The sequence below is a fragment of the Methylorubrum suomiense genome (genome assembly GCF_022179765.1).
GTDB lineage: Bacteria > Pseudomonadota > Alphaproteobacteria > Rhizobiales > Beijerinckiaceae > Methylobacterium > Methylobacterium suomiense.
In genome coordinates this window covers 1-21834 of sequence record NZ_BPRE01000028.1, presented here as the reverse complement: position 1 = coordinate 21834, position 21834 = coordinate 1, and the positions used below count along the sequence as shown (strand labels likewise).

The window sequence follows — 21834 nt, the reverse complement described above, 5'->3', positions numbered from 1 at the left end:
CACAAACGAGTTGTGCCATGGTACGGTCAGGCTAGGACAGCAGCATGCTCCTACCGGGAGGTCGCAAGAGAGGCGACGGGACTTTGACTGATCGCCGTGAACACAACCGTATCGACGCTGAAATCCATCGCACCGATACCAGCAACGATCCCTTTGCCGCCGCCGTGCGCGCAACGCGGATGCCGATGATTATCACGGACCCTTATCAGCCCGACAACCCGATTATCTTCGTCAACGCTGCGTTTTCGAGGCTAACCGGCTACAGTCACGACGAGATCATCGGCCGGAACTGTCGATTTCTTCAAGGTCCAGAGACAAATCGGGATGATGTAGCAAAAATCCGCGATGCCATTGCCCGCCGCGTCACTATCGAGATTGATGTTCGTAATCACAAGAAGAACGGCGAGCTGTTTTGGAACCGGGTTCTCATCTCACCAGTATTTGATATAGACGGCAATCTTACCTATTTTTTCGCCTCGCAATTTGATGTGACGATCCAGCGAGAGCACCTACACACGCTTAGTACGGCCCTCAAGGACCGTGAGCACATGCTGGATGCCCTGCTGCGCTCGTCCGCTGAGGTCCGTTACCGAATGAGCGCGGACTGGGCCCGCATGCTCCAGCTTTCCGATGGCAAGTTCCTCGCTGACACGACATCGGAAACGTCCGAGTGGGTGGAGAGGTACATTCCTGCCGAGACACGCCAGGGCCTTCAAGCCGAGATCGACCGCGCCCTCCACACGCAGACGACTTTCCACCTTGAACATCAAGTATATCGGGCTGATGGGTCAATCGGTTGGATGTCGTCGCGTGCCGTGCCAGTGCTGAATGACCTTGGCGTAGTCGTTGAATGGTACGGGGCCGGTTCTGACATTACCGAGCGTAAGCAGGCCGAGGCCGCATCGCTTAATCGTAGCATCTCGCTCGAACATCAGATCGCCGATCGTACTGCAGAGCTGCGTCTGTACGGCGATATCATTCAATCAAGCGCCGCGCCGATTTGCGCGTTCGATAATGAATATCGCCTCATCGCCTTTAATCGAGCGCACAGCGACGAGTTTTACAGGATTTTCGGTTGCCGCGTTCAGCTCGGGGAGGTATTTCCGGACCTGTTTCCGCCGGACCAAGCGCCAATCATGCGCGGCTTCATGGCCCGTGCCCTCGAAGGCGAAGCCTACACGGTGACGGAAGAGTTCGGCGACCCGAACCTCATCAAACCATATTGGGAGGTGTCCTACTCGCCCCTTCGCGACGAAGGTGGGCGGATCATCGGCGCGTTCCACTACGCCAAGGACATTTCCGATCGTCTTCGCGCTGAGAAGGAGTTGGCCCAGACGCAGGAAGCTTTGCGGCAGGCTCAAAAAATGGAGGCGGTCGGCCAACTCACCGGGGGCCTGGCGCACGACTTCAACAACCTGCTGGCGGGCATCTCCGGCTCGTTGGAACTGATGCAGACGCGGATGCAACAGGGGCGGTTCAAGGACGTTGAGCGGTACATGGCGGCGGCGCAAGGCGCATCGAAGAGAGCAGCCGCCCTCACGCACCGCCTGTTGGCGTTCTCGCGCCGCCAAACGCTTGACCCGAAGCCGACCAACGTCAACCGGCTGGTGGCAGGCATGCAGGAGATGGTTCAGCGCACGGTAGGGCCCGCTATCTCAATCGAAGTGGTCGGCGCAACCGGCATTTGGCCCACGCTGGTCGATCCCTCGCAGCTTGAAAACGCGCTGCTGAACCTCTGCATCAATGCGCGCGACGCTATGGCTGATGGGGGCCGCATCACCGTGGAGACCGCCAACAAGTGGATGGACGAGCGGTCGGCCCGGCAACATGACATGCCGGAGGGTCAATACCTCGCGCTTAGTGTGACCGACACCGGCACCGGCATGCCGCCGGAGGTGATCGCTCGCGTGTTCGAGCCGTTCTACACCACCAAGCCCATCGGTGAAGGCACCGGGTTGGGCCTGTCGATGATCTACGGGTTCGCGCAGCAGTCCGGCGGACAGGTGCGCATCTACTCCGAAGTCGGGCAGGGCACGACGGTGACGATCTACCTACCGCGCCACCACGGCGAGGTTGAAGACGAGGAGGCCAGCAAAACGAAAGCCGCGCTGCCTCGCTCAGAGCAGAACGAAACGGTGCTGGTGGTCGATGACGAGCCGACCGTGCGCATGCTCATCACGGATATCCTGGAAGACCTCGGCTATACCGCGATTGAGGCGGGTGACAGCGCTGCAGGCCTCAAGGTGCTGCAATCAGATGTGCGGATTGATCTGCTGGTGACCGATGTCGGCCTGCCCGGCGGTATGAACGGACGCCAGATGGCCGACGCGGCCCGGATTGCCCGACCGCACCTCAAGGTACTGTTTATTACCGGCTATGCCGAGAACGCCCTACTTGGCAACGGTAGACTAGACCCCGGCATGGCCGTGTTGACCAAGCCATTTGCAATGAATGACATGGCCGCCCGCATCCGCTCGATTATTGAGAGCGGCAAGCAGCAGGCGCGGTGGTCATAATTTCAAATATATGACCAGTCCAAAATGCTCCCGAAGGCAGCCCTTCCATCAATGGAATATCTAAGTTGATTTCCGTGTTACGAGTAAGCGTACGTTCGCTCATGCGGTAGCAACTTGCCATAGAATATTAATATATTGTATTTTTTGGTCATTTGGCAATAAATGTCAAAAATTTGTTGGTGACAAGTGTCCAGAGTCCAATACAATGACAGCAATCGCAAGCAAGTTGTTTTAGACGCGCTTACGAGTAAGAGCTGAATTGATCCCGTCTTCACCAAGCGGAACTGCGCATGCCTCGCTACCATTTCAATATCTACGATGGTTTGAACATCCTCGATCATGAGGGAGCCGAGTTGAAGGATCTCGATCAAGCTTGCATTAAAGCCCTGCGCTATGCCGCCAGCATCATCAAGGATGGAGCACGTAAGAAGCGCCTTGCCAACGGATGGCGTCTCGAAGTCATGGACGCCCAGGGAGCAACCCTCTTTCGCCTCGATCTGTCAATGACGTCGCCTTCAGCGCCAGCCAGAAGCAGCACCACGGATAAGGTGGATAGTCTGGCAGATGAGCCCGCCGACAGCATCAAGCACGGGGTCGACACGGCGATTGGTAATGAAAACCAAAAGGCGGAGGACAAGGCGCAGAAGGCCAAGGGCGAGGTGAAAGACAGCCCTAGACACTGGGCTGACAAGGTCGCTGGCAAGGAATAATCCGGCTACAAGCATTCGCAGTAGCCAGGACAACTGCCCACTCAGTACGGCGGGCTCAGGTCAACGCGCTCAGCCAGGGTTACAGAAATGACGATCCATGTCGCAGGATGAACCACCGATCACCACCGCCGAGATCCGGGAGCGCGCTTATGACCTTTGGGAGCGCAATCACCGGCCAGATGGGTTCGATGCCGAGTTTTGGGTGATGGCCGAGCGCGAGTTGCGCGCTGAGCGTCAAAAGTGTCTATCTCAATACGATAGGGATCAGATCTCAGGGCTTCACGTAGCCATCTGAAATGGTTCTCCCCCTGGAAGAGTGCCCGTTGCGGTAAGCGAAAAGGGGCCCGAGATCCGGCGCATCACGGAATATGGACGCTATTTCCTTTATGGGACGGCCCCAAGAGTTCTGGTCATGACGTGTTTTCGCTCGTATTCAGCCGCATATCGTGATTAAGATATATCGAAATGAAGGATCTTAGTTATGATATTTTATTGGCTGCGCGAAAAAATATCAAAGTTTCTGGTGCAAAGGCTCGAAGATAAGGAAGGAATTAGAAAAGCAGAACGCACTGAACGGGGTGAGTATCACGATAATAGATCGTATTCGAATGGCAAATTTAACGATGATTATACTTTGTCTTGTACGATATTAAAACAATCATTAGACGAAAGTCATCCAGATAATTATCACGCACGATTGCGCCCAGGCTACGACCCAAAATACGATTACAGTACGGCTCGCAGTGAAGCTATCGATACCTCATCTGCCGCCATAGCCTTGTCATTACGTGCTGGATCCGGCATCGAAGCCGCTATTGCAGCTGGCCAGAGAAGTATCGCCCGCTAATATGTACAACTTATTGATATAATTTATAGATATCGACGACATATTTACGTAAAAAAATTTAATTGAGTCTATTATCAAAATCAAGCATATGACGTATACTTCAAGAACTGTTTAAGACGGGTCTGGTGCGGTCATATTATTCTACTTCATGTACTATAGCTGCACTCGGCAGCCTTCGATAAATCACTGGTTAGCCATAACCTTATACTCGCTAGTCTCGTCGTGTCCGTATAGAACCTTCTGAATGTGCGAATGACATTATCGCACGTAATTAATTCAACCGCGGGACGTCAACCGGCACATAAAATTTTCGCGAATAACAAATACCGGATATTTCAACGCAGCAAAATGCATGTGCCCAAACGGCTTGGTCGTAATCGGATTTATACGTCGAAAATAACGATGACCGATGCCTGCGGGCTTTAACAGCCTTGAAACTTGATTACGTGTAGATCGATAATTGGCCGAGTTGGTACATGTAAGGTTGTAGTAAAATGGATCAGGAAAGATCAAAAAGCCTCAAGCAATTCCGTGATCGCAGGAAGTTTGATCGTAAAGATATGGCGGAACAAGGTGTTGCCGTGTTCGAAGATGGCACACGGGTGCCATGCATCATCCATGATATGTCTGAAGGCAAGGAGAATGCTATCTTTGGGATGCGCGTTGAGTTGCTCAACGTTCCCAACAGAGAACTGCCAAAAAGCTGTGTAATTCATATGCGATCAGGCAGGGCTATACAATATACACTTGGATGGTCAACGCCTCTGTAGGCCAATGGGCACAAATTCTAGCGTTGGGCTTTTGTGCTTGAGTTTTGGTCGATAGATCCGCGTGATATTTAGGGTCGGCGGCATCGCATCCCCTCCCCGCGCCAAGCGCTTCCGCGATCCGTCGGCCAATTTCTGCGTCCGCCTCGTCCAATCCGAGTTCCGCTCCCCTGGGAAGCGAAAATGCATCCGTGAGTCCGGCAGCCAGCCCCAGGTAGGCGAGAGGCCGCACCATCATCCCGCAGCCGAACCGCGCGCCGTCCCATTCGAGCGCCGGGCACGGCCCTCGTCGTCGCCGATGAACTTCCGCGCAATGGCGCAGGGCTCAGACGCGCAGTACCAACCGCAGCCGTTGCAGGGCTGGCCGAGCGCCGGCTTGATCGGCAGCCGCGCCCCTCCCGTGCCATCGATCAGCGGAAGAGGTTTCATAGCCCCGGCTTCACTTCCTCACGGCATTGCGACCTTGCCCGTGCGAAACTTTCGAGAAGAAAAGTTATCGAAAGTTACGCTGTCCGCCCACTTGCCGCAACCCCTGCATGACGGCTTGAGGGCCTGCCCACAGGCAGACAAGCAGGCGTGCAAGCCATCCGATCCGCCGGGCTGCTGCTACCGGGCTTTTACTCATTCCTGAGTGAAAGGGTCCGCCGCGCGATCCTCACGCGATCCGCGACAGGCCGCGCTTCTCGAAGATGGCGTTGAGCCCTTCGGCCAACAGGTCTTGAACCTGGGCATCTTCGTCGGCCGCGATCCGCTTGAGTTGGCGGAACGCCTCGGGCGAGACGTAGGCTGTTACGACCCGCTTGCCCTCGCGCGTCGTCGCCTTCGGATAGCGCTTCGGTCCCGCAGGCTCAGCGGACGGCACCGCCTCGACGCGGGCAGGCTCATCCGGCTTCGAAGCATCGGCCGCCGGCTCGGGCGCGACCGGCGCCGACTTCGCACCAAACAGGCTCGGCCGCTTGCTCACGATTGACCCCTCGTCCGCTTGCTGTCGTGTCCGCCTGCCTGCAAGCCAACCTGCCCGCAAGCCCACTGAAACAGGGCCGCGACCTCTTCGGCCGCCTTGCCGTCCGGCTCATACTCTGAGGCCGATCGCCCATCGATCACGGCATAGCTGTAGGCGACCCGCTGATGGATGACCTGGGGCGCCACCTTCGCCCCTTGTTCTTCCAGCCCACGCCGCGCCTCCTCCACAATGGCGCTGCGGGGAGGGGCCGAGGACAGCACGACCCAGGCCGGGCGCTTGGCGATGGTCGCGAGATCCCGCGTCGCCTCAATCGCTTCCAAGTCGAAGGCCGCCGGCCGGCAGGGGATCAGGATCAGGTCGGCCGCCCGCGCAGCTGCCAGCGATGCCCGATCGGCATTCGGCGCCGTGTCGATCACGAGGAGATCAGCGCCGTTCTCGCGTGCAGCCTCGACGAGGTGCGGCAGCCGTTCGGCATGATCCCCGACAACCTCCGGCTCGGGCGCCTGGCGCTTGTCGCCCCACTTCCGCGCCGTGGCCTGGGGGTCGAGATCGACCAGCGCCGTGCGAAACCCCGCGAGCGTGCCCGCCACCGCGAGGTGAACCGCGACCGTCGATTTTCCGACGCCGCCTTTCTGGCTGATGACGGCTATCGTCCGCACGCCTGCACTCCCACCTGTCCCCGTGTCCGCCTGAAGTCTTGCGGGCCTGCCCACAGGCCCACGCGCCGAGTCGCCTGCACATTCGAGCACGGGGCGCCCAGCCTGTCTGTCACTGGGAAAGCGCAGGGGAGGGGCGGCGCGATTGCCTGCCTGCCCACAAGCCCGCATGTGGGCCTGACGTTATGTCCGCGTGTGGCCCTGCCAGCGTGCCCGCAGGTGTTCAGTGTTCCTCGCGCGTGCCATCGGCACGATTGCGAAACCGGATGCCGGCGCCGCCGCCGTTCTGCGCAATGAACTCAAGCCCGGCCGCCTCAAACGCTTCGCGCAAGGCCCGGCGATTGTTTTCGTGGGGCTCACGCGCACCGCGCTCAAAATCCGTGACTGTCCGCTCTGACAGCCCGGCCCGCTGTCCCAACTCGCCCCGCGACCAATCCAGCATCGCGCGCGCGCCTCGGCATTGCTCTCGCGTCAGCATCGCTTCCGTTTTTATGCATAGGTTGCCGGAAACATGTTAATCTGTCTCCGTTTATCTGTCCATATAGACATGAAACCGGAGACTTTCCAGTGTCCCACCGCAGCCGCGCCGCTTCCTTCTCCTGGTCGAACGCCAAGCGCGACATGCGCGGTGATCGCCAGCAGATGCCCGCCGGCTTCCTCAGCGCCCGCGGTCGCGTCGAGGGCGCGGTGCGGTTCGGCCGGGTCGCCCTGGTCAACGCCGACGGCTCTTTCGACCGCGTCGGCATCATGTCCGCCGCCGCCGAGGCCGCCAAGGCGCACCAAACCCGGTTTGGCGGCACCTGGGACGAGGCGATGTCCGTCGCCCTCAAGGCCGCTTGGCAGGCCGCCCGCACCACCCGCACCCGCTCCGCGCACTAGGGCCCGCGCCATGGCACCCCGCCCCACCCGCCGCGTCATCCTCGCCGCCGTGCTATCGGCCGTCGCCACGCCTCCCGCCCGCGCCGTCACCCGCCCCGATCCGCTCGCCGCCGCGATCCGGCGCGCCCGCCTCGCCGATGCTGCCCACCGGCAGGCAGGACATGACGCCGTGACCGCCTTTGGCCCCAGTGCCCCGCGTCCGGCTTACTGGCGCGCCTACCGCTTCGGCGTGCTGGCCGAGCGCTACAGCGCCCGCCGCGCGCTTCATGCTCTGACATGGCAGCGAGGGGAATGGTTAAGCGCCCTTCTCCTCTCTGCGAGGTCAAGATCGATGGAGAGTGGCTGCGCGTTCCAACGGATGAGGCGCATCGCGATCATCGAGACAAGCCGAAGCGGTGCCCATGCTGCCACGGCACAGTCATCACCGCTGGCAGCTACACGGCCGAGCCCAGGATCAGCTTGCAGCATCGTAAGCTGCACGACGGTTGCCGCCTCATACCCCGTCGTTTCAGCGGCATAGAAGCTCTGCACCCTGACGCTTTGTCATAGGTCCGCTCGGAGAGCCCTTAGCAATCACCGAAGCTTGTAAGCAGCTGTCATTTTCCAACCAGGTCGGGACGTTAGGTTCATGACGCGCTGGCAGTCTGACGCTCACGCTTCGACGTGCACATGGCAAAGCTAAGATGGGAATGGGGAGGGGATCAAATATGACCCACACGAATTGCGACTGCTACGCTGCAGGTGGCTTACCCCATATTGGACGCCGTCATCTTTTGGTTGGGGCAGCGAGTTTTTTCGCCGCGACCGCTATGCCGAACGGCGTAGTGCAGGCTGCATCACCTCTGGCAAAGACCACGATGTCTCCAGCTGATGCGCTCAAGTCCATGAAGGAGGGCAATGAAAACTTCAGGAACGAAGCGCCGTCCCTGGCAGCAAACGGGCGCGAACGCCGCCTCGAACTCGCCCGCGGGCAAGCTCCTTTCTGTGTTCTGGTAGGTTGTTCTGACAGTCGAGTTTCGCCGGAAATTCTGTTCGGACGCGGGCTCGGCGAACTGTTTATTGTTCGGAACGCCGGCAACACGGTCGATACGGCAGCATTGGGAAGCATTGAGTATGCTGTTGGCGTTCTCGGGGTGCCTTTAGTTGTTGTGCTCGGCCATCAGTCCTGTGGCGCCGTGGCGGCAGCCGTTGATGTCGTGGAAAAGAACGCGACCTTCCCTGGGGTCATCGGTGAAATGGTGCAACCGATTGTGCCGGCGGTACTCGAAGCAAGAAGCCAAGGAGGTGACCTGCTTGAGGCCTCCGTGCGGAGTAACGCACGCCGCGTGGCGAAACGGCTCACGACTCAAAGCCTGGTGATCAAGGATGCGCTCACCAATGGGAAGGTCAGGGTTGTTGGAGCCCGCTACGGCCTTTCCGATGGGCATGTCGAATGGATGGAAGATATCTAAAGCCCGCCCAGCGAGTCCACTCATCCATCTCGCCCCTCGACACGCTGCACTTGTACCGCGAGGCACTGATCGCCGCGAGCGGTCTGAATGCCGCCAAATGAGACAGGCAGGGCGAAGACAGATTGATGCCAAGCTAACTCAAGGCCGGCACCCTGAGACGAAGCCGCGTTGCGTATCGGCCCCGTCGTGTGGACACGACACGCCCCGCCAGCCCGTGAGCAGATCGGGCGGCGGGGCTGCTCATTGATTGTTAACCATGTCGCCCCCATCTCAGGGACATGCCTATCGCGACCCTGTCGCTTGATCGGATGCGGCCACGATGCCGGGGCTAGGGTGACGCCGGATGTACGCGCACCTTTGTTCCGGCTCCCGTGGCCGTTCGCTTTTCAGGCCGCCAAGTTCTTCAGGTGCAGGTAGGTAGGGTCAAACTCGGCCGCGTCGCAGAGACGTTTCCAGTCCCGGATCACCAACTCGCGTCGCTCGAAGGTGATAAGGTCGGCGTCGCGCATCTCCTTCAGCACCCGATTGATATGTACCGAGGTTAGGCCCATCGCATCGGCCAAATCCGTCTGCCGCACTGGCATCGGGCAACGATGATCGGCGGCGAGGCCAACCGCTTCCTGCCGTAGGTACAGTTCGCAGAATAGATGCGCGATCCCGCCGTAGGCGGAACGGCGCCCAATCGCTGCAATCCACGCCCGGAAGATCCCAGCATCTATCAGCGTCTCGCGCCACAGGAGGGCGGCCACGTCGGGGAACGTCCTGGTTAGATGCCGCAGGCTGTCGTGCGGTATGAGCGCGAAGGTGCAGGATGTCAGGGCTGCTACCCCGTGATCGAGCTCGTCCAGATGCAGGCTTTGCAGATCCGGTGTGTCGCCCGCGACGTGGAAAGACAGGATCTGGCGGCGTCCCTCGGCGAGGAGCTTGTAGCGGTAGGACCAGCCCTCTACGAGGAGCCCGCATTGCACCGGCCGCTCGCCGTCTGCCACGAGGTCCTGGCTAGGAGCGAGGGGTCGAATGGACACCGGCAGCTTTTGGATCGCCCGCCGTTCCTCTTCCGTAAGGTCGGACGTGCTCTCCAGCTTGCGTATGAGTGCTTCCAGGGCGGTGTCGGCGATAGCGGACCTAACCACGAGCCAGCCCTCCGATGCCAACCATCAAACGACCCAGCCACTCTTGAGGGCTAGAGTAGCCTCATAGATCAGCTTGCCCGTCTCGTCGCGGACGTTAGCCTTGAAGGTGTGATTATTGCCGTCTGGCAGCATGCTGTTGGCGAGTTGCGCGAGGGTGCCGATGGCCTCTTTCCTGGCGCGCTCATGGTCGTCGAGAACGACACCTTCATCGTCGCGCAGGTCGCGTACGCCGTCGTCAATGTCGAAGAAGTAGCGCGGCACAGAACCCTCCTGCAAATCACGGACGCAACCCGTTTGATCTGGCCTAGTTCACTTTTGTAATTTTGCGTTAGGCCGCGCTGCAGCAGGCCGAGTTCATATCGCCAAGGCAGAGCTTGAGGACTTTTATCTGCAAGTGCGTCGGTTTATGCGTTCGCATAGCCCGCCAACAGCCGGAGCGCCGCTGCCAGCCTGATGCAATGATACGCCGCTTGAGGCTCTAGAGGTGCTTTGTCTCACTCCCAGCGCACAGTGCAGGTGGTGGGACGAAAACTGCATTACTGACGGGGCGGAAGAGGCACAGCGATGAACGATGAGTTGATGACCGATCCGGCTTTCGTTGCTGCGAGCATGGCGGCGGCGGGCCTTGTCGCACTCGTCGGCGTTGGAAAGGTGACCAAACCTGAGAAAGCCGCTCAGTTCTTGGCGCTCGGCGTCCTGATGGCTTGGGCTGAGAATGGCGGCCTGACAGGGGCAAGCGCGGAGAAGCTGCGGGCGGCTGCGGAGCAAAGACTTGCCGGGCGTGGCCCCGAGCGGACGCACTAGGCGGCTTCACCTGTAGGGACCGCGGAACAGGTCGCCGAGCGCCTTCCGTCGGAACACGGTCAACCACCGCCGCCGGGCGTGTTCCGGCCTGTCGTGAAGCATGTGGCAGCGCTGGCACCACGCCGCGAGGTTGGCGGGCGCGTTGTTGGCGGTGTCGTGGTTCCGGTGCGCGGTGGCCAGCACAACCCGCGTCGTCCGGACGGTCGCAAGTACATCGTCGCCGCCGACGGCAGTGCAGACGATCCGGCCGGAACCATCGCGCCAGGACGCGGCGTCATCGTCCCACCACCGGCCATCCGAAAGACAGAACACTGCTCGACCATGCGGGCGCCCGCAGCCCTCGCACCGGCCCTTGGCGCGGCCGAAGCGGATCGCGGCCGACAGCTCGCGCCAGTCGATCGGATAGAAGAACCGATGTTCCCGACGGATGGGCATTGAGGCACGCGCGGCAATGGCTACGCTCATGCCTATGCGAGGCCGCCCAAGCTGTCATCAGATTTATACGGGCAGCCCGCACTTATCGCTTGTCGAAACTACGGGCAGCCCGTATATTCAACCCATGCACGGCATTGTCCAAATTCCTCTCTATCAGGCCGACGCGAAGGCCGCGGGCGTCTCGCCCGCCGAGGACGACGCAATCGAAGCCGCCATTGCCAGCAATCCGCTGTGCGGCGATCCGATCGAGGGGACGGGCGGGGCGCGCAAGGTGCGGATCGGCGGCAAGGGAAAGGGGAAGTCCGGCGGATACCGGGTGTTCTTCTATCCAAGCGCTCAGGACGTGCCGATTTTCCTCTTGCGGCTTCTGTCGAAGGGGAAGCGGGCGAACCTCGACAAGGCCGAGCGCAACGCCATCAAGGCGTATCTCTCAACCATCGTGGACGACTACCGCGAAAGCGTCCGCAAGGCAGCCGCCCGGCAACGGGCACGCACTCAGGGGAACCCCTGAGGCATCAACCATCTCGCAGCTTCCCCCGCCTGCTCTTCGTGAGAGGACCGGGGGCCAATCCCAAGGAGGGGATCTGCAATGACCAGCTTCGGAAAGGGCCTCGTTGAGGCCGCACGGCAGGCGCAGGCCTTCGCGCGTGGGGAGGCCGACCCCGAGACCTATCGAATTACCTTGCCGGAAGAGATCGACGTGCGCGGCATCAGAAAGCGGCTCGGCCTCACTCAGGAAGTGTTCGCCTATCGGTACGGCTTCCCGATCGGCACGCTTCGCGACCTTGAGCAAAAGCGCGCCAAGCCGGACGCCTCGACGCGGGCTTACCTCAAGGTCATCAGCCTTGAGCCCGAGGCCGTGCAGCGCGCGCTCTCGGCTGCGTAATCAACGCCTCGACCATCTACCGCGTCTAAGCCCCGCCGCGTCCAACCGGCGGGGCTTTGTCGTCTTGGGAGAGCTTCATGAGCCAATCACCCATAAAGATACGCCTTAAGCATCTCGGCGAGCATGTCGGCATCTCAGCTGAAAAAGACGGACAAGTGCAATGGTCGAATGCTTTCAGCGCGGACGAATTGGACGGCCTGATGGAGCAGCTGGGGCGGTTCCGTGCTGCGCTGCCCGAGGCCGTTAACCCGCAGATCGACGCTAACGCCCGCATTCCGACGACGGAGCGGCCAGCAATCGCAATGCGCGATCACGGCGCTGAGGGGTTCGAACTCATGATCCGGCACCCAGGCTTTGGCTGGCTCTCGTTCCTGCTGCGCGACGAAGCCTGCAAAGTCATCGCAGCCGCAATGCTCAACCGAGATCCGGACGGAGCGTAGCGCCCGCGCGCCGCCGCTCCCCGTGAAGCCTTTCACCCTGACCGGCCGGTTAGCGTTGACTTAACCGTTGCCTCCGGCCGACATGCCATGTCCGGCCCCGCTCACCTTCGGGCGAGTCGTAAGCCGACCATCAGGAGACAGCCGCCGCCGCAAGTCGAACCCTGAAAAGCCAACGGGCCCACCCCGGCAAGGGTGAGCCCGTCGAAATCAAGATGGCCTTGGGAGCCGTTTTTCCAACTCCCAAAAGCCATGAGACGCCCCAAGGCGTCAAGCGAGAACACCGTTTCTCGCGACGATGAGGCTTTGCCTGGACCACGGAACGCCCTTGAGGTGGCTCCGAACGACCTGTTGCGGCCCTTTCAGGGGCCGAACGACGATGTTTGCCGACCATTTGCGGACCGCCATCGAGGCAGCACCGCGACTCACCTTGCCCGCCATCGCGGCGCAGCTCTGGCGCGCCTACGGCGAAGGGCACGTCTCCGAGGCCGAGGCCGAGGCACTGTCCGCCCTGATTGAGGTCCGGCAGCTTGGTTCCCCGAAACGGGAGGATCAAACCGGACCCATCGACCCGAACACCCCGCCAGATCGCGCAGGAAGCCCCAGGACAGGCAGACGCGGTTCCCGGCCTCGCACCGATGCTTCGATGGAGCGCCGACGCCGCTGGGCGGCTTCTGGGCGCCTCCCGCCCTCGATCGCCGCACGCTTTACCCTGGCGGAACAAGCGGTGCTCGCTCTCGTCGCGGCCGAGACCGTGCGCCGGAAGGATTGCCGTCTGTCCGTCGGCGGGATGGCAGCCATTGCAGGCGTGTCCGAGACCACCGTGCGCAATGCGATCCGTGAAGCGGTGCGCCTTGGCCTCGTGACCGTCGAGGAACGCCGCATCACCGGCTGGCGATCGGACACCAACATTCTGCGGATCGTCTCGCCCGAGTGGACGGCCTGGCTCCGGCTCACCCGCAAGCGGAAGGACGAGGCGCCGACCCTCCCGGCCGAGGGGGGAGGGTGCAAAAGCGCAAAGGGCACGCCTACAGAAGTTCTAGATCTGGAGATTTCGAGGCCAGCGACACCGCCGCGAGGGCTGCCGAGGGGCAGCGGCCGACCTCAGACGAGGAGGGCCGCGGCGGATCGTAGAGCGTAGTAGGACCGCCTGAGCTATGCGCCACCGGACTGCCGCCGTTCGTAAGAGCGGACGCAACCGATGCTGTGGGGTCGCATGTTTCGCCGCATCACCTCAGTCGCACCTCGCCCGCGTCGGGCTGAGCGAGAAGTCGTGATTGAAGCTGAAATTTGGGTCGCACTCGCGGGCGTCATCGGTGCGATCGCCTTCATGCTCGCGGGGCAGCCGGCCTCGGACCGCTTCTTGCCCTGGTGATCCCAGCTCTACCCACAGCCTTAGTCGCTTGCCCCGAGCGAGGAGCGTGGTCGGCCTGTCCTACCGGTGGTTTCAGGGCTGGTCGAACACCGATTATCAGGCTTAACGGAGGGCTAACCACATCCAAACACGACGCGGAAACCGTCACGCTTCGAAGCGTTAGCCGGACATCCGACCCTGTGCTGACGCTGGAGCCTCGCGATGACCATCACCGTCTTCGATCCGATCAGCGGCCAGATGGTCACGATCCGTGTGCCGGCGCCGCAGCCGCGCTGAACCCCCGCATCCCTCGCAACTGGCCTCGAACAATGATCGGCCTTCCCCTGTATCGTCTTCTGATCGCCGCCGGCCTTGTGCTGTCGAGTGCGGCGGCTACGACCCGGCTTGGCTACGCTGAGCCGAATGCCTCTTGGGCAACAGACAGCAAATCGATGCCACTACCGGCTCTCAGTACCCTCTCGGACAACGGTGCGTTGACGAACCGTTAACCACACGTTGGGCATCAGGGTAGTGCATTCCGGAGTTACAACCGTGCATCAAGCTCGCTTAGTCGGCGCCGAGGATTTCGCCGGCACCTGCCCCGTGCCGTTCGAACTCGTCGCTCGTCTCAGCCGCGCCGAGCCCGACACCCTCGCGGCTCTCTTGGACGGCATTCCGGAGGCAATACGAGCGAACTTGGCAGTCTGGCTCTACGGTCGCAGCCACACCCATGCACTGGGCGTCTGGATAGCGGCGACCTGCCGACCCGAGCGGCTGAACGAAGCTGCCGGTGATCTCGTTGGAACGATGCTCCACGACCTCTCACGTCGCACCTATGCGGCTCCGGACCATGGCACGCGCCCTGTTACTGGGCGCCGGATCAGCCTTGGCGGCTCCGGGTTGCAGGCATCTGCCCTGTAGGCAAGTGTCCTCATCGGTATGATTTGATCGACGTCAGCCAGGGTCGTAGCCGTCTTCCACGTTAACTTCGGCCTTTTTTAAAAAATTTGATTGAAATCCAAGATTAGTACTGTCGGCCAACCGTTGTTCCCCGTTATTTTCGAGTCAGTGAACTAAGCGAGAGCCCGTCGCCCACTGCAATATTTAAAGTTAAAAAATGCGGTCGCATCTCGTCTTCGACAGATTGAAAAACGTGTCTGGGCTCACTCCGCCGCCATTTATCTATGCGTCGCCGCCAGCGGTTTCAGCCATTGTTCTGAATGGCGCTGGATGTCGATCTAACCAGCGCTCAATGCTTTTTCTCAACGCCCGGCTGGTTCCATTGCCGTCCCGCGTTTTTGGGAGAGCACACCCTGTTTTATCGCTGTTACCAGCATACAATCAGCGTTCCGATGTCATCATTTGCTATCATCTAATGTCGTCATTTGTGCTCATGTGTGCTCATGCCGGGTCGCCTCACGCGTACGCTCGTACTGTTGAGAAAACTCGTTCTGCAGGGTACCACGACTCTGCCCGTTTCGCTGCTTCCGCCCGGTATCACATTAGCGTCGGCTATTTTATGGGGGCTCTAAAGATCCCTGATGTGTTGATGGAGTTGGACGGGGCATGGCTTCGCCAGTACTAGCGAAGCCTATGACCTGACGCGCCGAAGCTAGCAGTACCGGTCACACGTACCGATGGACGAAACCCTATCGGGGAGGCCGGGGTCAGGCGGTCGGCCTTTACTCGCCGCTTCATCTCTCCCGAGATCTGACGCGGAGCATACCAGGCGCACATCGGTCTGCTGACCTGGTCAATCTGTGGGGTTGGGGCGACCCGTTCCCACTCCTGTGGCAGGTATTCTGCCACTTGCTGCCGATGCCCGGTCGGCCGATCACGGTTGCCCGGAGCTGACCTGGATAGTCACCCGGACCATGGCCTCGTAGGGAGGCTGGCTATGGGGCAATAAACCATAGGAAACCAATCCGTTCCATATCGGGACAGTTTTTCCCCTCAAGGTATCTCTCTGAGTAGTTCGCGGCATTGACGGAGGAGCGCCCGAGCTTCGCGCTCTAGAGCAAGTGCCTCCTGCGTCTTGAGCCCGTGTCGATAGGCTCCGTTCCGCTCACCGCTCGGCGCCCCGCTTCCGGCGGCTCCCCCGTGCATCCGGCACCGCTTCTTCCCGCCCACCGCGGGCGACCGGCATTCCAGCCCCGCCCGTGTCCTGGCGCAGCATCGGAGTGCCAGCCGGAAGGGCGTGGGCTGGCGATCCAATGAGTGCATGGGCTTGGTTCTCATTTTCGAGCGATCCCCCATGCTGACCCCCGACCTGCGTCACCTGATGGACGACTGCCTGACCGCCCTGATAGACGTGGACGTGCTCGACCCGCACGGTCTGCTCACCCCCACGACGGAGCTTCGCCAGCGTCTCCATCTGCGTCGTGTAGGTGCGCAGGAACTTGGTCGCGAGGTTGCCGTAGCGCTCCAGCCGATCGGGCGACTCCGTCTGCTTGGCGAGGTTCATCATCTCCATCGCCATGGCGTGGGTGCCGACCATCTGAACTGCGAGCATGGCCTCCTGCTCGTTCTGCGGCTCAATGCCGGCAATAGCCGCGACACCGGCATTTAGGGCGTTGGGAGAGGGCAATGCCTCACCGCGGTTCCTGAGGGCGTTGCCAACCTCACCACCAGCTCGGTCGGCGAATGCCTGCGATACGGTGCCGAAGGTGGCCCGCTGCTGTGCGATGAAGCCACCCGCGTTGTTGTGAGGGATGCCAACCGAAATGTCGGACCCCTCCGCCTTGCTAATCTCGAAGGCGATGGGCGCCGTGCGGCCTCGGCAATAAGCGAGCGCCTTGTCGATGCCCCGCTGTTCCTGCGGCGTCGGCTCTCGCTTTGGGGGTTTTTGAGAAGTACTCACCTGTCCCACGCTCTTGCCCATACAGACAGCCCTGACTACAATTTCGTGTGATCGTTCGACAAATCTATTATGCCGCTACAACTGCAATACGGGAAGCCCGCAACCTTTTTTGCGGTTCGTCGTGAAATCACTTTAGCGTGCTGCTTGATTGCGTCCGCGAGTGGCTGAGTTAGGTTTCGCTACGGGACTGAAGTTTTCTGAAGTACCTCTCCCCTAGCGGACCAGATGATTGGCGAGGGCGTGTTCGAGAGCCGGGATAACCGGTGCGGCCTGCTTCTCGGCCCTGGTTGGATTGCCCTCTCTCGTACAGACAGCAACCCGCCGATCGGTAGGCCGATCCAAGCGCAGAAATGAGTTCGTCCTGCCGCCTTGGTTAGGCCTCAATGAGTATCGGCCCAAAATGGTCGTTGAAGCGAAGGCCGTCCCACAGCTCTGACCACCGTCCGCGGATCGTGGTACCCCGACACATCCATAATGCGGGCCATATCGGCGCCGCGCTCGGCCGTCGTTGCCATCAAACCTGGGCGCGACGGGCGTGATCTCACGACCGCGTGATGCGCCGCATTTCAAATGTAGTTGTAATTCAACATTCAAATTGAGAGTTTGACCGCGCGCAGATCTCATTACTGCTGAAAGGGCGAGAATTAGATCTGCGAATGCAACATTAAATTGCGCTGCGTAGCCCAAGTAAACGAGATCTTACCGTGTATCAAAACTGCCCGGTTAGCCTGAGACTTCTATTCGCTGTGGCCGATGCGACGTGGCGATCCGAATTCAAAAAGGCGCGTGATCGCCATGCTGCGAACGTTGGGAGCACGTTGCCATTGAATGCCCGCGGCGAACCGGGCTCGCTGCTGCGCACGGCCTACGAGGTCCGCGAACGAGCTTACGCCACATTGCGTGGCGATCCGGTAACCCCGCGGCTCAGTGATAGCCGCCCGCAGAACGCGTCGCCTGCTGCTCGCGTTGAAGAGCCTGACCCAGAGCATGCAGAGCGTCGTCGATCGCATTCGCGACGTCGGGGCCGTATCCGACCGTGACGGCTCGTGCCGCGATCAGGTAATCTGCGGCGATATCGAGCTTCGAAAGCGGAGCAAAATCGCCGGTCGGCCGTCCGGGTTTGAAGGTGCCAATATCAGCCTTTGCCGTCAGGCCTTGAGCATCCTCTCCGTACTCGCTGAGCACGCCGAGAAAACCAACGAACTCTTCGGTGAGGGGCGTGAAGGAGGGGGACGCCCCACCGAGTACCCAGACATGCGAGCCGTCCGTCCTTTGAAGGCGGAACAGCAGCATGAACTCTGTTTGGCGCTGACAGGCCTCGGCGAAACTGTCGACGATGAATGCTCTGTCGTCAGGATGAAGTGAGTCGTGCCAGCCCATGCCGAGCGCAGTACTAGTCTCCTGTCCCGTCAGGTGATGCCATTGCTGGCCCACATAGGTGAGGCTGCCCAGGTGATCGGTGACCCAAATCACGGCACTACGCTCCCTCGCGCGGGATTTGATTTCGGTATCGTAACCTAGATTTGCATCTTGCTCTGGCAAGCCTCGACCAGATCCCCGAAGAGCTCCGCACGGTCGGTTTCCGGAGGTAATAGCTTTCCCACCAATCAGTCTACTTGCCACACCGTAGCCAATGGCATTGAACCAAGAGGAGGAGCACAGCATGGCCGACGACACGATCAACGCGCCTACCCTCGATCTCGTTACCCTCACGGCGGGCATCGTGGCCGCTTACGCATCCGGGAGCCGCTTCACAGCCTCCGAGCTACCGAAGCTCGTTACCGCCGTACACGGTGCTCTCACCAGTCTCGCCCGGCCGCATCACGCCACTCCAGCCGAGGAACAGATCGATCAGCCGACGGCCTCCCAGATCAAGCAATCGATCACGTCGGACGCGATCGTCTCTTTCATTGACGGCAAGCCGTACAAGACGATGAAGCGCCACCTCAGCCGGCACGGGCTCGATCCGTACTCCTACCGCCAGCGCTACGGACTGCCCTCCGACTATCCGATGGTCGCCTCGAACTACGCGGCACGACGTTCCGAGCTCGCTAAGGGGGCTGGTCTGGGCCGCACCGGTGGCCGGGCCAAGCAGCAGGCAACCGAGTAGGCTTGCCGCTCATACTTTGGCTACGGCAACCAGCCTCGACGGCTCCAAGCGATCAGGCCGACCGCAAAACTTACCGTCGGGAACCATGAATGCGCGCAAATCCTTCCAGCCCACAGCCCGTATTCAGTAACGCTTCGAGGACAGGAGTCGTTTTGGCGGCAAACGATCACCGAAGGCCCTCAAGGGCTACCTATGCAGGCTGCATCGATGACCGTCTTCCCTCCCTATGCAGACGACCCGCGCAGGCAGGTGGAGAAGAATATCGTCAGGGGTGAGGTTCGCATCACGGAACAGTGCATCCTCATTCTGCTGCTCCGTGCTCAAGGGCGCGATACGACCGAGACAGAGGATGTGCTGGACGCACTGCAAGCGGAGATGATCGAACTGAGGGCGCAGCTTGCAGCGATCACAGAGGCGGAGAGCCGGCCACATCCCCGCGCTCCAGCGACACGGTAGCATCGTGCCTTGGAAGCGGCCCTAACGGACACAGCCCCGCATCCTCGCGATCCGTGGCCTGCTAGGGTACCCTTGGCGCCAAGCAGGAGGGTTCATGGGTTACATCATCGCTGGCGCGAACCTCACCAACACCGAGAAACCGGCCGTCGCCTACCAAGCCGAGACCGCCACCGAAGCGCTCCAAAAGGTCCAGGAGCTTGAGCGGGATGGCTACCATGTGCGCACCTCCACGTCCGAAGGCGAGGACTTGTCGCTCACGACCTTGATGTCCCGCATCGGCTGTGAGGAGGTCCGTTGAGGCCTGATGGCCTCCAAGCTGTCATCCCGCAGTACCGTCAGCATGCGCCGCAGGGCTCGGCTCGCCGGCGTGAAGCTGCTGGAGCCTGTGGTACTCGGCAAGAAGGCCGCGCAGCCTCACATGCGTGTCGGTACAGTCGGCCTTTTCGTCGCCGCACCCTTCGATGGTTTCCGTGGTCTGCCGTTCAATGACGGCTCGATCCTCAGCAGTGAGCGCCTCCAGATCACCGAACCCGAGTTCGAGCGCGATGAGGACCGCGATCTCCTCGCGCACCTTGGCTACATCCGACATCGTCATGAGCCTACCCTCGGCTTGAGCCGTTGGATGGTGCTGTGGCTGACGTTGAACGTCCGTGCCACGTCTACAAGGGTTTCCCCGTCATCTAGGCGGGCCAACGCTTCCTTTCGCTGCGCCGGGTTGAGCTTGGGAGGGCGACCCTCGCGCAGCTCACCACGGGCCTTCTTACGGGCTTTACCCTCGGCCGTGCGGGTAAGGATCATCTCTCGTTCGACCTCGGCCATGCCGCCCATGACAGCCAGCATCATCCGGCCCTGCGCTGAGCCGGTATCTGCCCACTCCTGCGCGATCGAGCGGAAGCGGGCCCCGGCGTCGTTGATGCGCTTCACGATCGAGAACAGATCGAAAATCGAGCGGGCGAGGCGATCCAGCTTCGTGACCATCACCACGTCACCGGGCTGCAGGCCCTTGAGCATCCGGGTCAGCTCCTTGCGGTCGGACTTCACCCCGCTGACCTTCTCCTGAAAGATCGTCCGGCAGCCGGCCGCGCGCAGCTGGTCGAGCTGCACGTCGAGGGTCTGCCCCACCGTCGAGACGCGGGCGTATCCGATCAGACGTGAGGGTGGGCTTTCGGCCATAGTTTCGTTCATGAGTTACGCACACGCTAATCCATTGGCGGATCAGGGTCGAGCAGAATGTGCAAAACTCTTGATTTATGGACGAATTAGAAGCTGGGCAGGCCACTGCCCGGCGGCAGAGGCTCAATCTTCGTAACGATCGCAACCGGTAAGCAACGTGAGTCAATGCCGGGCAAGCGAATTTGTGCATCTGTCGAGAGTGGCCGGACCGAGGAAGCCAGCAAGGTATGGGTCGATCCGCTAAAGCTGCTGTCACAACCGCAAACACCGAGCAGCGGGCCACAACCATCATAGTGGCTGTAATGTTCAGATAATCACAGCTCTTGGTGTTTTCATTAGATTAAACGGCGAACGGGGGTTTAACACCTGTGGACGACCGGGTGCACACAATCAATGGATTTTATTTGTCAACAGGAAAGATAAGCGCCTACAACAATTCGGTCTTAATTAGTCGTAGTCTCCGCTCGGGGTTTACGTCCATCTCAGCAAGTAGATGCTCAACGAACTTAGAAGCCCAGCTTGCGCGTAATCGCACTCCTGTGAGCTTCCGTTCAAATGCTTGGAGGCCCTCTTCTGACACTTGCATTTCGTCAAAAGCCTCAAGGGTGTGACAGTCCTCAGCAAAGGCGGCAAAGCCAATCATACCCGCTGCCGAAGAAAGGGAATGAGCTCGCTGTCGAAACTTCGTCCGCTCATCCAGGGTGCGCGCATCGCCGACGAAGCTCGTATCGAGTTCACGCACGAGGATGCGCAGTATCTCTCGCCTGCGAGAGGGAACTAGGAATAGGCATACCTCGCGGTAGGCATCTTCATCGAACTCCGGGGTGTCCACTTCAGCGGGAGACGCGGTGTTTACTACCGCCCCCTGTACGAGCCAGCGTTCGATCGTGGCATAGAGGCGCTCCCGGTCGAAAGGTTTGCCGACATGGTCGTCCATGCCGGACTCGCGGAAGGCGGCAATTTGTTCGGGCAGGACATTGGCCGTCATGGCGATGATTGGCATCTTCGCTACTGAGCCGGGTAGTTTACGGATCAGACGCGTGGCCGTCATCCCGTCCATGCCGGGCATCTGCACGTCCATCAGCACCAGGTCGAAGGCACGCTCCTGAACAGCATCGACGGCCGATTGCCCGTCTCCGACCGTCTCAACCACGTGGCCGGCCCCGCTGAGCACCGCCCGCGCGAGTTCCTGGTTGATGGGGGAGTCGTCGACAAGCAGCAGGCGGCCCGTCCGGCGGGACGCGGCCGCGAGGATCGGTGCCGTCACCTCGGCCGGCGCGGAGGTCCGCGGCATGCGCACGGTGAACCAGAAGGTGGAACCGCCGCCGTCGACCGAAGAGACGCCGATCTCGCCGCCCATTAGCTCGACGAGGTGCCGGCAGATGGCCAGGCCGAG

General features: G+C 60.7%; 29 protein-coding genes. 16 read left to right on the top strand and 13 right to left on the bottom strand.

Annotated features, from left to right (window positions below; translation table 11 throughout):
- The first annotated feature begins 44 nt into the window (after window positions 1–44).
- The 4 genes from MFF26_RS25870 to MFF26_RS25855 all read left to right on the top strand — a co-directional run bounded on the left by MFF26_RS25870 (window position 45) and on the right by MFF26_RS25855 (window position 4073).
- A complete protein-coding gene (locus MFF26_RS25870) occupies window positions 45–2516 on the top strand; it encodes a PAS domain S-box protein (protein ID WP_238308919.1) in 2472 nt (823 codons plus the stop codon).
- 290 nt (window positions 2517–2806) lie between these two features.
- On the top strand, window positions 2807–3226 hold the full coding sequence (locus MFF26_RS25865) for a DUF6894 family protein (RefSeq protein ID WP_238308918.1): 420 nt from the start codon (window positions 2807–2809) through the stop codon (window positions 3224–3226).
- Between the two features lie 97 nt (window positions 3227–3323).
- Window positions 3324–3521, top strand: a complete 198-nt coding sequence (locus MFF26_RS25860) for a DUF2934 domain-containing protein (protein WP_238308917.1) — start codon at window positions 3324–3326, stop codon at window positions 3519–3521.
- A gap of 186 nt (window positions 3522–3707) precedes the next feature.
- Window positions 3708–4073: a hypothetical protein gene (locus tag MFF26_RS25855; RefSeq protein WP_238308916.1), complete on the top strand. Its 366-nt coding sequence runs from the start codon at window positions 3708–3710 to the stop codon at window positions 4071–4073.
- 509 nt (window positions 4074–4582) lie between these two features.
- Here MFF26_RS25855 and MFF26_RS25850 read toward each other — a convergent pair.
- From MFF26_RS25850 to parA, 4 genes are all read right to left on the bottom strand, one after another.
- Window positions 4583–4789, bottom strand: a complete 207-nt coding sequence (locus MFF26_RS25850; RefSeq protein WP_238308915.1) for a hypothetical protein — start codon at window positions 4787–4789, stop codon at window positions 4583–4585.
- 285 nt (window positions 4790–5074) lie between these two features.
- Entirely contained in the window at window positions 5075–5269 is a 195-nt protein-coding gene (locus tag MFF26_RS25845; protein WP_238308914.1) for a hypothetical protein, read from the bottom strand.
- Between the two features lie 226 nt (window positions 5270–5495).
- Window positions 5496–5804 (bottom strand): ribbon-helix-helix domain-containing protein, encoded by a 309-nt coding sequence (locus MFF26_RS25840; protein WP_238308913.1) that lies wholly within the window; start codon window positions 5802–5804, stop codon window positions 5496–5498.
- Entirely contained in the window at window positions 5801–6463 is a 663-nt protein-coding gene (gene parA, locus MFF26_RS25835; RefSeq protein WP_238308912.1) for a ParA family partition ATPase, read from the bottom strand. Before parA ends, MFF26_RS25840 begins: the two co-directional genes overlap by 4 nt.
- 223 nt (window positions 6464–6686) lie before the next feature.
- Here parA and MFF26_RS26585 point away from each other — a divergent pair, with 223 nt between their 5' ends.
- From MFF26_RS26585 to MFF26_RS25820, 4 genes are all read left to right on the top strand, one after another.
- Entirely contained in the window at window positions 6687–6857 is a 171-nt protein-coding gene (locus MFF26_RS26585) for a hypothetical protein (RefSeq protein ID WP_308447772.1), read from the top strand.
- A gap of 170 nt (window positions 6858–7027) precedes the next feature.
- A complete protein-coding gene (locus MFF26_RS25825) occupies window positions 7028–7339 on the top strand; it encodes a hypothetical protein (protein ID WP_238308910.1) in 312 nt (103 codons plus the stop codon).
- Between the two features lie 276 nt (window positions 7340–7615).
- Window positions 7616–7888 (top strand): hypothetical protein, encoded by a 273-nt coding sequence (locus MFF26_RS26725; protein WP_505744345.1) that lies wholly within the window; start codon window positions 7616–7618, stop codon window positions 7886–7888.
- Window positions 7889–8046: 158 nt separating this feature from the next.
- Window positions 8047–8790 carry a carbonic anhydrase gene (locus MFF26_RS25820; protein ID WP_238308909.1) on the top strand — a complete coding sequence of 248 codons (744 nt, stop codon included), beginning with the start codon at window positions 8047–8049 and terminating at the stop codon, window positions 8788–8790.
- A 386-nt stretch (window positions 8791–9176) separates the two neighbouring features.
- Here the strand turns inward: MFF26_RS25820 and MFF26_RS25815 are convergent, their stop codons facing one another.
- Window positions 9177–9923, bottom strand: coding sequence for a Crp/Fnr family transcriptional regulator (locus MFF26_RS25815; RefSeq protein WP_238308908.1), 747 nt, complete (start codon window positions 9921–9923; stop codon window positions 9177–9179).
- 24 nt (window positions 9924–9947) lie between these two features.
- Window positions 9948–10184 carry a DUF6894 family protein gene (locus MFF26_RS25810; protein ID WP_238308906.1) on the bottom strand — a complete coding sequence of 79 codons (237 nt, stop codon included), beginning with the start codon at window positions 10182–10184 and terminating at the stop codon, window positions 9948–9950.
- A 318-nt stretch (window positions 10185–10502) separates the two neighbouring features.
- On the opposite strand from MFF26_RS25810, the gene MFF26_RS25805 reads away from it, so the two are divergent.
- Window positions 10503–10727, top strand: coding sequence for a hypothetical protein (locus MFF26_RS25805; RefSeq protein WP_238308905.1), 225 nt, complete (start codon window positions 10503–10505; stop codon window positions 10725–10727).
- A 6-nt stretch (window positions 10728–10733) separates the two neighbouring features.
- On the opposite strand, the gene MFF26_RS25800 is transcribed toward MFF26_RS25805, so the two are convergent.
- Complete coding sequence (locus MFF26_RS25800; protein ID WP_238308904.1) at window positions 10734–11162, bottom strand: hypothetical protein; 429 nt, start codon at window positions 11160–11162, stop codon at window positions 10734–10736.
- Between the two features lie 124 nt (window positions 11163–11286).
- Here MFF26_RS25800 and MFF26_RS25795 point away from each other — a divergent pair, with 124 nt between their 5' ends.
- The 5 genes from MFF26_RS25795 (at window position 11287) to MFF26_RS25775 (ending at window position 14760) form a co-directional block, all read left to right on the top strand.
- A complete protein-coding gene (locus MFF26_RS25795) occupies window positions 11287–11673 on the top strand; it encodes a type II toxin-antitoxin system RelE/ParE family toxin (RefSeq protein ID WP_238308903.1) in 387 nt (128 codons plus the stop codon).
- Window positions 11674–11751: 78 nt separating this feature from the next.
- The gene (locus MFF26_RS25790; protein WP_238308902.1) at window positions 11752–12048 is read left to right on the top strand and encodes a helix-turn-helix domain-containing protein; all 297 of its coding nucleotides are present in this window, start codon (window positions 11752–11754) and stop codon (window positions 12046–12048) included.
- A 77-nt stretch (window positions 12049–12125) separates the two neighbouring features.
- On the top strand, window positions 12126–12488 hold the full coding sequence (locus tag MFF26_RS25785; protein ID WP_238308901.1) for a hypothetical protein: 363 nt from the start codon (window positions 12126–12128) through the stop codon (window positions 12486–12488).
- Window positions 12489–12864: 376 nt separating this feature from the next.
- Complete coding sequence (locus tag MFF26_RS25780) at window positions 12865–13626, top strand: helix-turn-helix domain-containing protein (RefSeq protein ID WP_238308900.1); 762 nt, start codon at window positions 12865–12867, stop codon at window positions 13624–13626.
- A 765-nt stretch (window positions 13627–14391) separates the two neighbouring features.
- Window positions 14392–14760, top strand: coding sequence for a hypothetical protein (locus MFF26_RS25775; protein ID WP_238308899.1), 369 nt, complete (start codon window positions 14392–14394; stop codon window positions 14758–14760).
- Window positions 14761–15792: 1032 nt separating this feature from the next.
- Here MFF26_RS25775 and MFF26_RS26535 read toward each other — a convergent pair.
- The 3 genes from MFF26_RS26535 to MFF26_RS25765 all read right to left on the bottom strand — a co-directional run bounded on the left by MFF26_RS26535 (window position 15793) and on the right by MFF26_RS25765 (window position 18172).
- Window positions 15793–15969, bottom strand: coding sequence for a hypothetical protein (locus MFF26_RS26535; protein ID WP_283207428.1), 177 nt, complete (start codon window positions 15967–15969; stop codon window positions 15793–15795).
- Window positions 15905–16351 (bottom strand): hypothetical protein, encoded by a 447-nt coding sequence (locus tag MFF26_RS25770; RefSeq protein WP_238308898.1) that lies wholly within the window; start codon window positions 16349–16351, stop codon window positions 15905–15907. The genes MFF26_RS26535 and MFF26_RS25770 overlap by 65 nt, the downstream gene beginning before the upstream one ends.
- A gap of 1272 nt (window positions 16352–17623) precedes the next feature.
- Window positions 17624–18172 (bottom strand): PAS domain-containing protein, encoded by a 549-nt coding sequence (locus MFF26_RS25765; RefSeq protein ID WP_238308897.1) that lies wholly within the window; start codon window positions 18170–18172, stop codon window positions 17624–17626.
- Between the two features lie 190 nt (window positions 18173–18362).
- On the opposite strand from MFF26_RS25765, the gene MFF26_RS25760 reads away from it, so the two are divergent.
- On the top strand, window positions 18363–18809 hold the full coding sequence (locus MFF26_RS25760; RefSeq protein ID WP_238308896.1) for a Ros/MucR family transcriptional regulator: 447 nt from the start codon (window positions 18363–18365) through the stop codon (window positions 18807–18809).
- A gap of 550 nt (window positions 18810–19359) precedes the next feature.
- Window positions 19360–19563 carry a hypothetical protein gene (locus MFF26_RS25755; RefSeq protein WP_238308894.1) on the top strand — a complete coding sequence of 68 codons (204 nt, stop codon included), beginning with the start codon at window positions 19360–19362 and terminating at the stop codon, window positions 19561–19563.
- Between the two features lie 21 nt (window positions 19564–19584).
- On the opposite strand, the gene MFF26_RS25750 is transcribed toward MFF26_RS25755, so the two are convergent.
- The 3 genes from MFF26_RS25750 to MFF26_RS25740 form a co-directional block, all read right to left on the bottom strand.
- Window positions 19585–19860: a hypothetical protein gene (locus MFF26_RS25750; protein WP_238308893.1), complete on the bottom strand. Its 276-nt coding sequence runs from the start codon at window positions 19858–19860 to the stop codon at window positions 19585–19587.
- Complete coding sequence (locus MFF26_RS25745) at window positions 19857–20438, bottom strand: recombinase family protein (RefSeq protein WP_238308892.1); 582 nt, start codon at window positions 20436–20438, stop codon at window positions 19857–19859. Before MFF26_RS25745 ends, MFF26_RS25750 begins: the two co-directional genes overlap by 4 nt.
- Window positions 20439–20865: 427 nt before the next feature.
- Window positions 20866–21834 (bottom strand): response regulator (locus MFF26_RS25740; RefSeq protein ID WP_238308891.1); only part of this gene is annotated, 969 nt, incomplete at its 5' end.

Bases quoted from the DNA above. Each gene is read 5' to 3' on its own strand.
- MFF26_RS25870 (WP_238308919.1), top strand. From the start codon at position 45: ATGCTCCTACCGGGAGGTCGCAAGAGAGGCGACGGGACTTTGACTGAT.
- MFF26_RS25865 (WP_238308918.1), top strand. From the start codon at position 2,807: ATGCCTCGCTACCATTTCAATATCTACGATGGTTTGAACATCCTCGAT.
- MFF26_RS25860 (WP_238308917.1), top strand. From the start codon at position 3,324: ATGTCGCAGGATGAACCACCGATCACCACCGCCGAGATCCGGGAGCGC.
- MFF26_RS25855 (WP_238308916.1), top strand. From the start codon at position 3,708: ATGATATTTTATTGGCTGCGCGAAAAAATATCAAAGTTTCTGGTGCAA.
- MFF26_RS25850 (WP_238308915.1), bottom strand. From the start codon at position 4,789: ATGAATTACACAGCTTTTTGGCAGTTCTCTGTTGGGAACGTTGAGCAA.
- MFF26_RS25845 (WP_238308914.1), bottom strand. From the start codon at position 5,269: ATGAAACCTCTTCCGCTGATCGATGGCACGGGAGGGGCGCGGCTGCCG.
- MFF26_RS26725 (WP_505744345.1), top strand. From the start codon at position 7,616: ATGGCAGCGAGGGGAATGGTTAAGCGCCCTTCTCCTCTCTGCGAGGTC.
- MFF26_RS25820 (WP_238308909.1), top strand. From the start codon at position 8,047: ATGACCCACACGAATTGCGACTGCTACGCTGCAGGTGGCTTACCCCAT.
- MFF26_RS25805 (WP_238308905.1), top strand. From the start codon at position 10,503: ATGACCGATCCGGCTTTCGTTGCTGCGAGCATGGCGGCGGCGGGCCTT.
- MFF26_RS25800 (WP_238308904.1), bottom strand. From the start codon at position 11,162: ATGCCCATCCGTCGGGAACATCGGTTCTTCTATCCGATCGACTGGCGC.
- MFF26_RS25795 (WP_238308903.1), top strand. From the start codon at position 11,287: ATGCACGGCATTGTCCAAATTCCTCTCTATCAGGCCGACGCGAAGGCC.
- MFF26_RS25790 (WP_238308902.1), top strand. From the start codon at position 11,752: ATGACCAGCTTCGGAAAGGGCCTCGTTGAGGCCGCACGGCAGGCGCAG.
- MFF26_RS25785 (WP_238308901.1), top strand. From the start codon at position 12,126: ATGAGCCAATCACCCATAAAGATACGCCTTAAGCATCTCGGCGAGCAT.
- MFF26_RS25780 (WP_238308900.1), top strand. From the start codon at position 12,865: ATGTTTGCCGACCATTTGCGGACCGCCATCGAGGCAGCACCGCGACTC.
- MFF26_RS25770 (WP_238308898.1), bottom strand. From the start codon at position 16,351: ATGCTCGCAGTTCAGATGGTCGGCACCCACGCCATGGCGATGGAGATG.
- MFF26_RS25760 (WP_238308896.1), top strand. From the start codon at position 18,363: ATGGCCGACGACACGATCAACGCGCCTACCCTCGATCTCGTTACCCTC.
- MFF26_RS25755 (WP_238308894.1), top strand. From the start codon at position 19,360: ATGGGTTACATCATCGCTGGCGCGAACCTCACCAACACCGAGAAACCG.
- MFF26_RS25750 (WP_238308893.1), bottom strand. From the start codon at position 19,860: ATGACGATGTCGGATGTAGCCAAGGTGCGCGAGGAGATCGCGGTCCTC.
- MFF26_RS25745 (WP_238308892.1), bottom strand. From the start codon at position 20,438: ATGGCCGAAAGCCCACCCTCACGTCTGATCGGATACGCCCGCGTCTCG.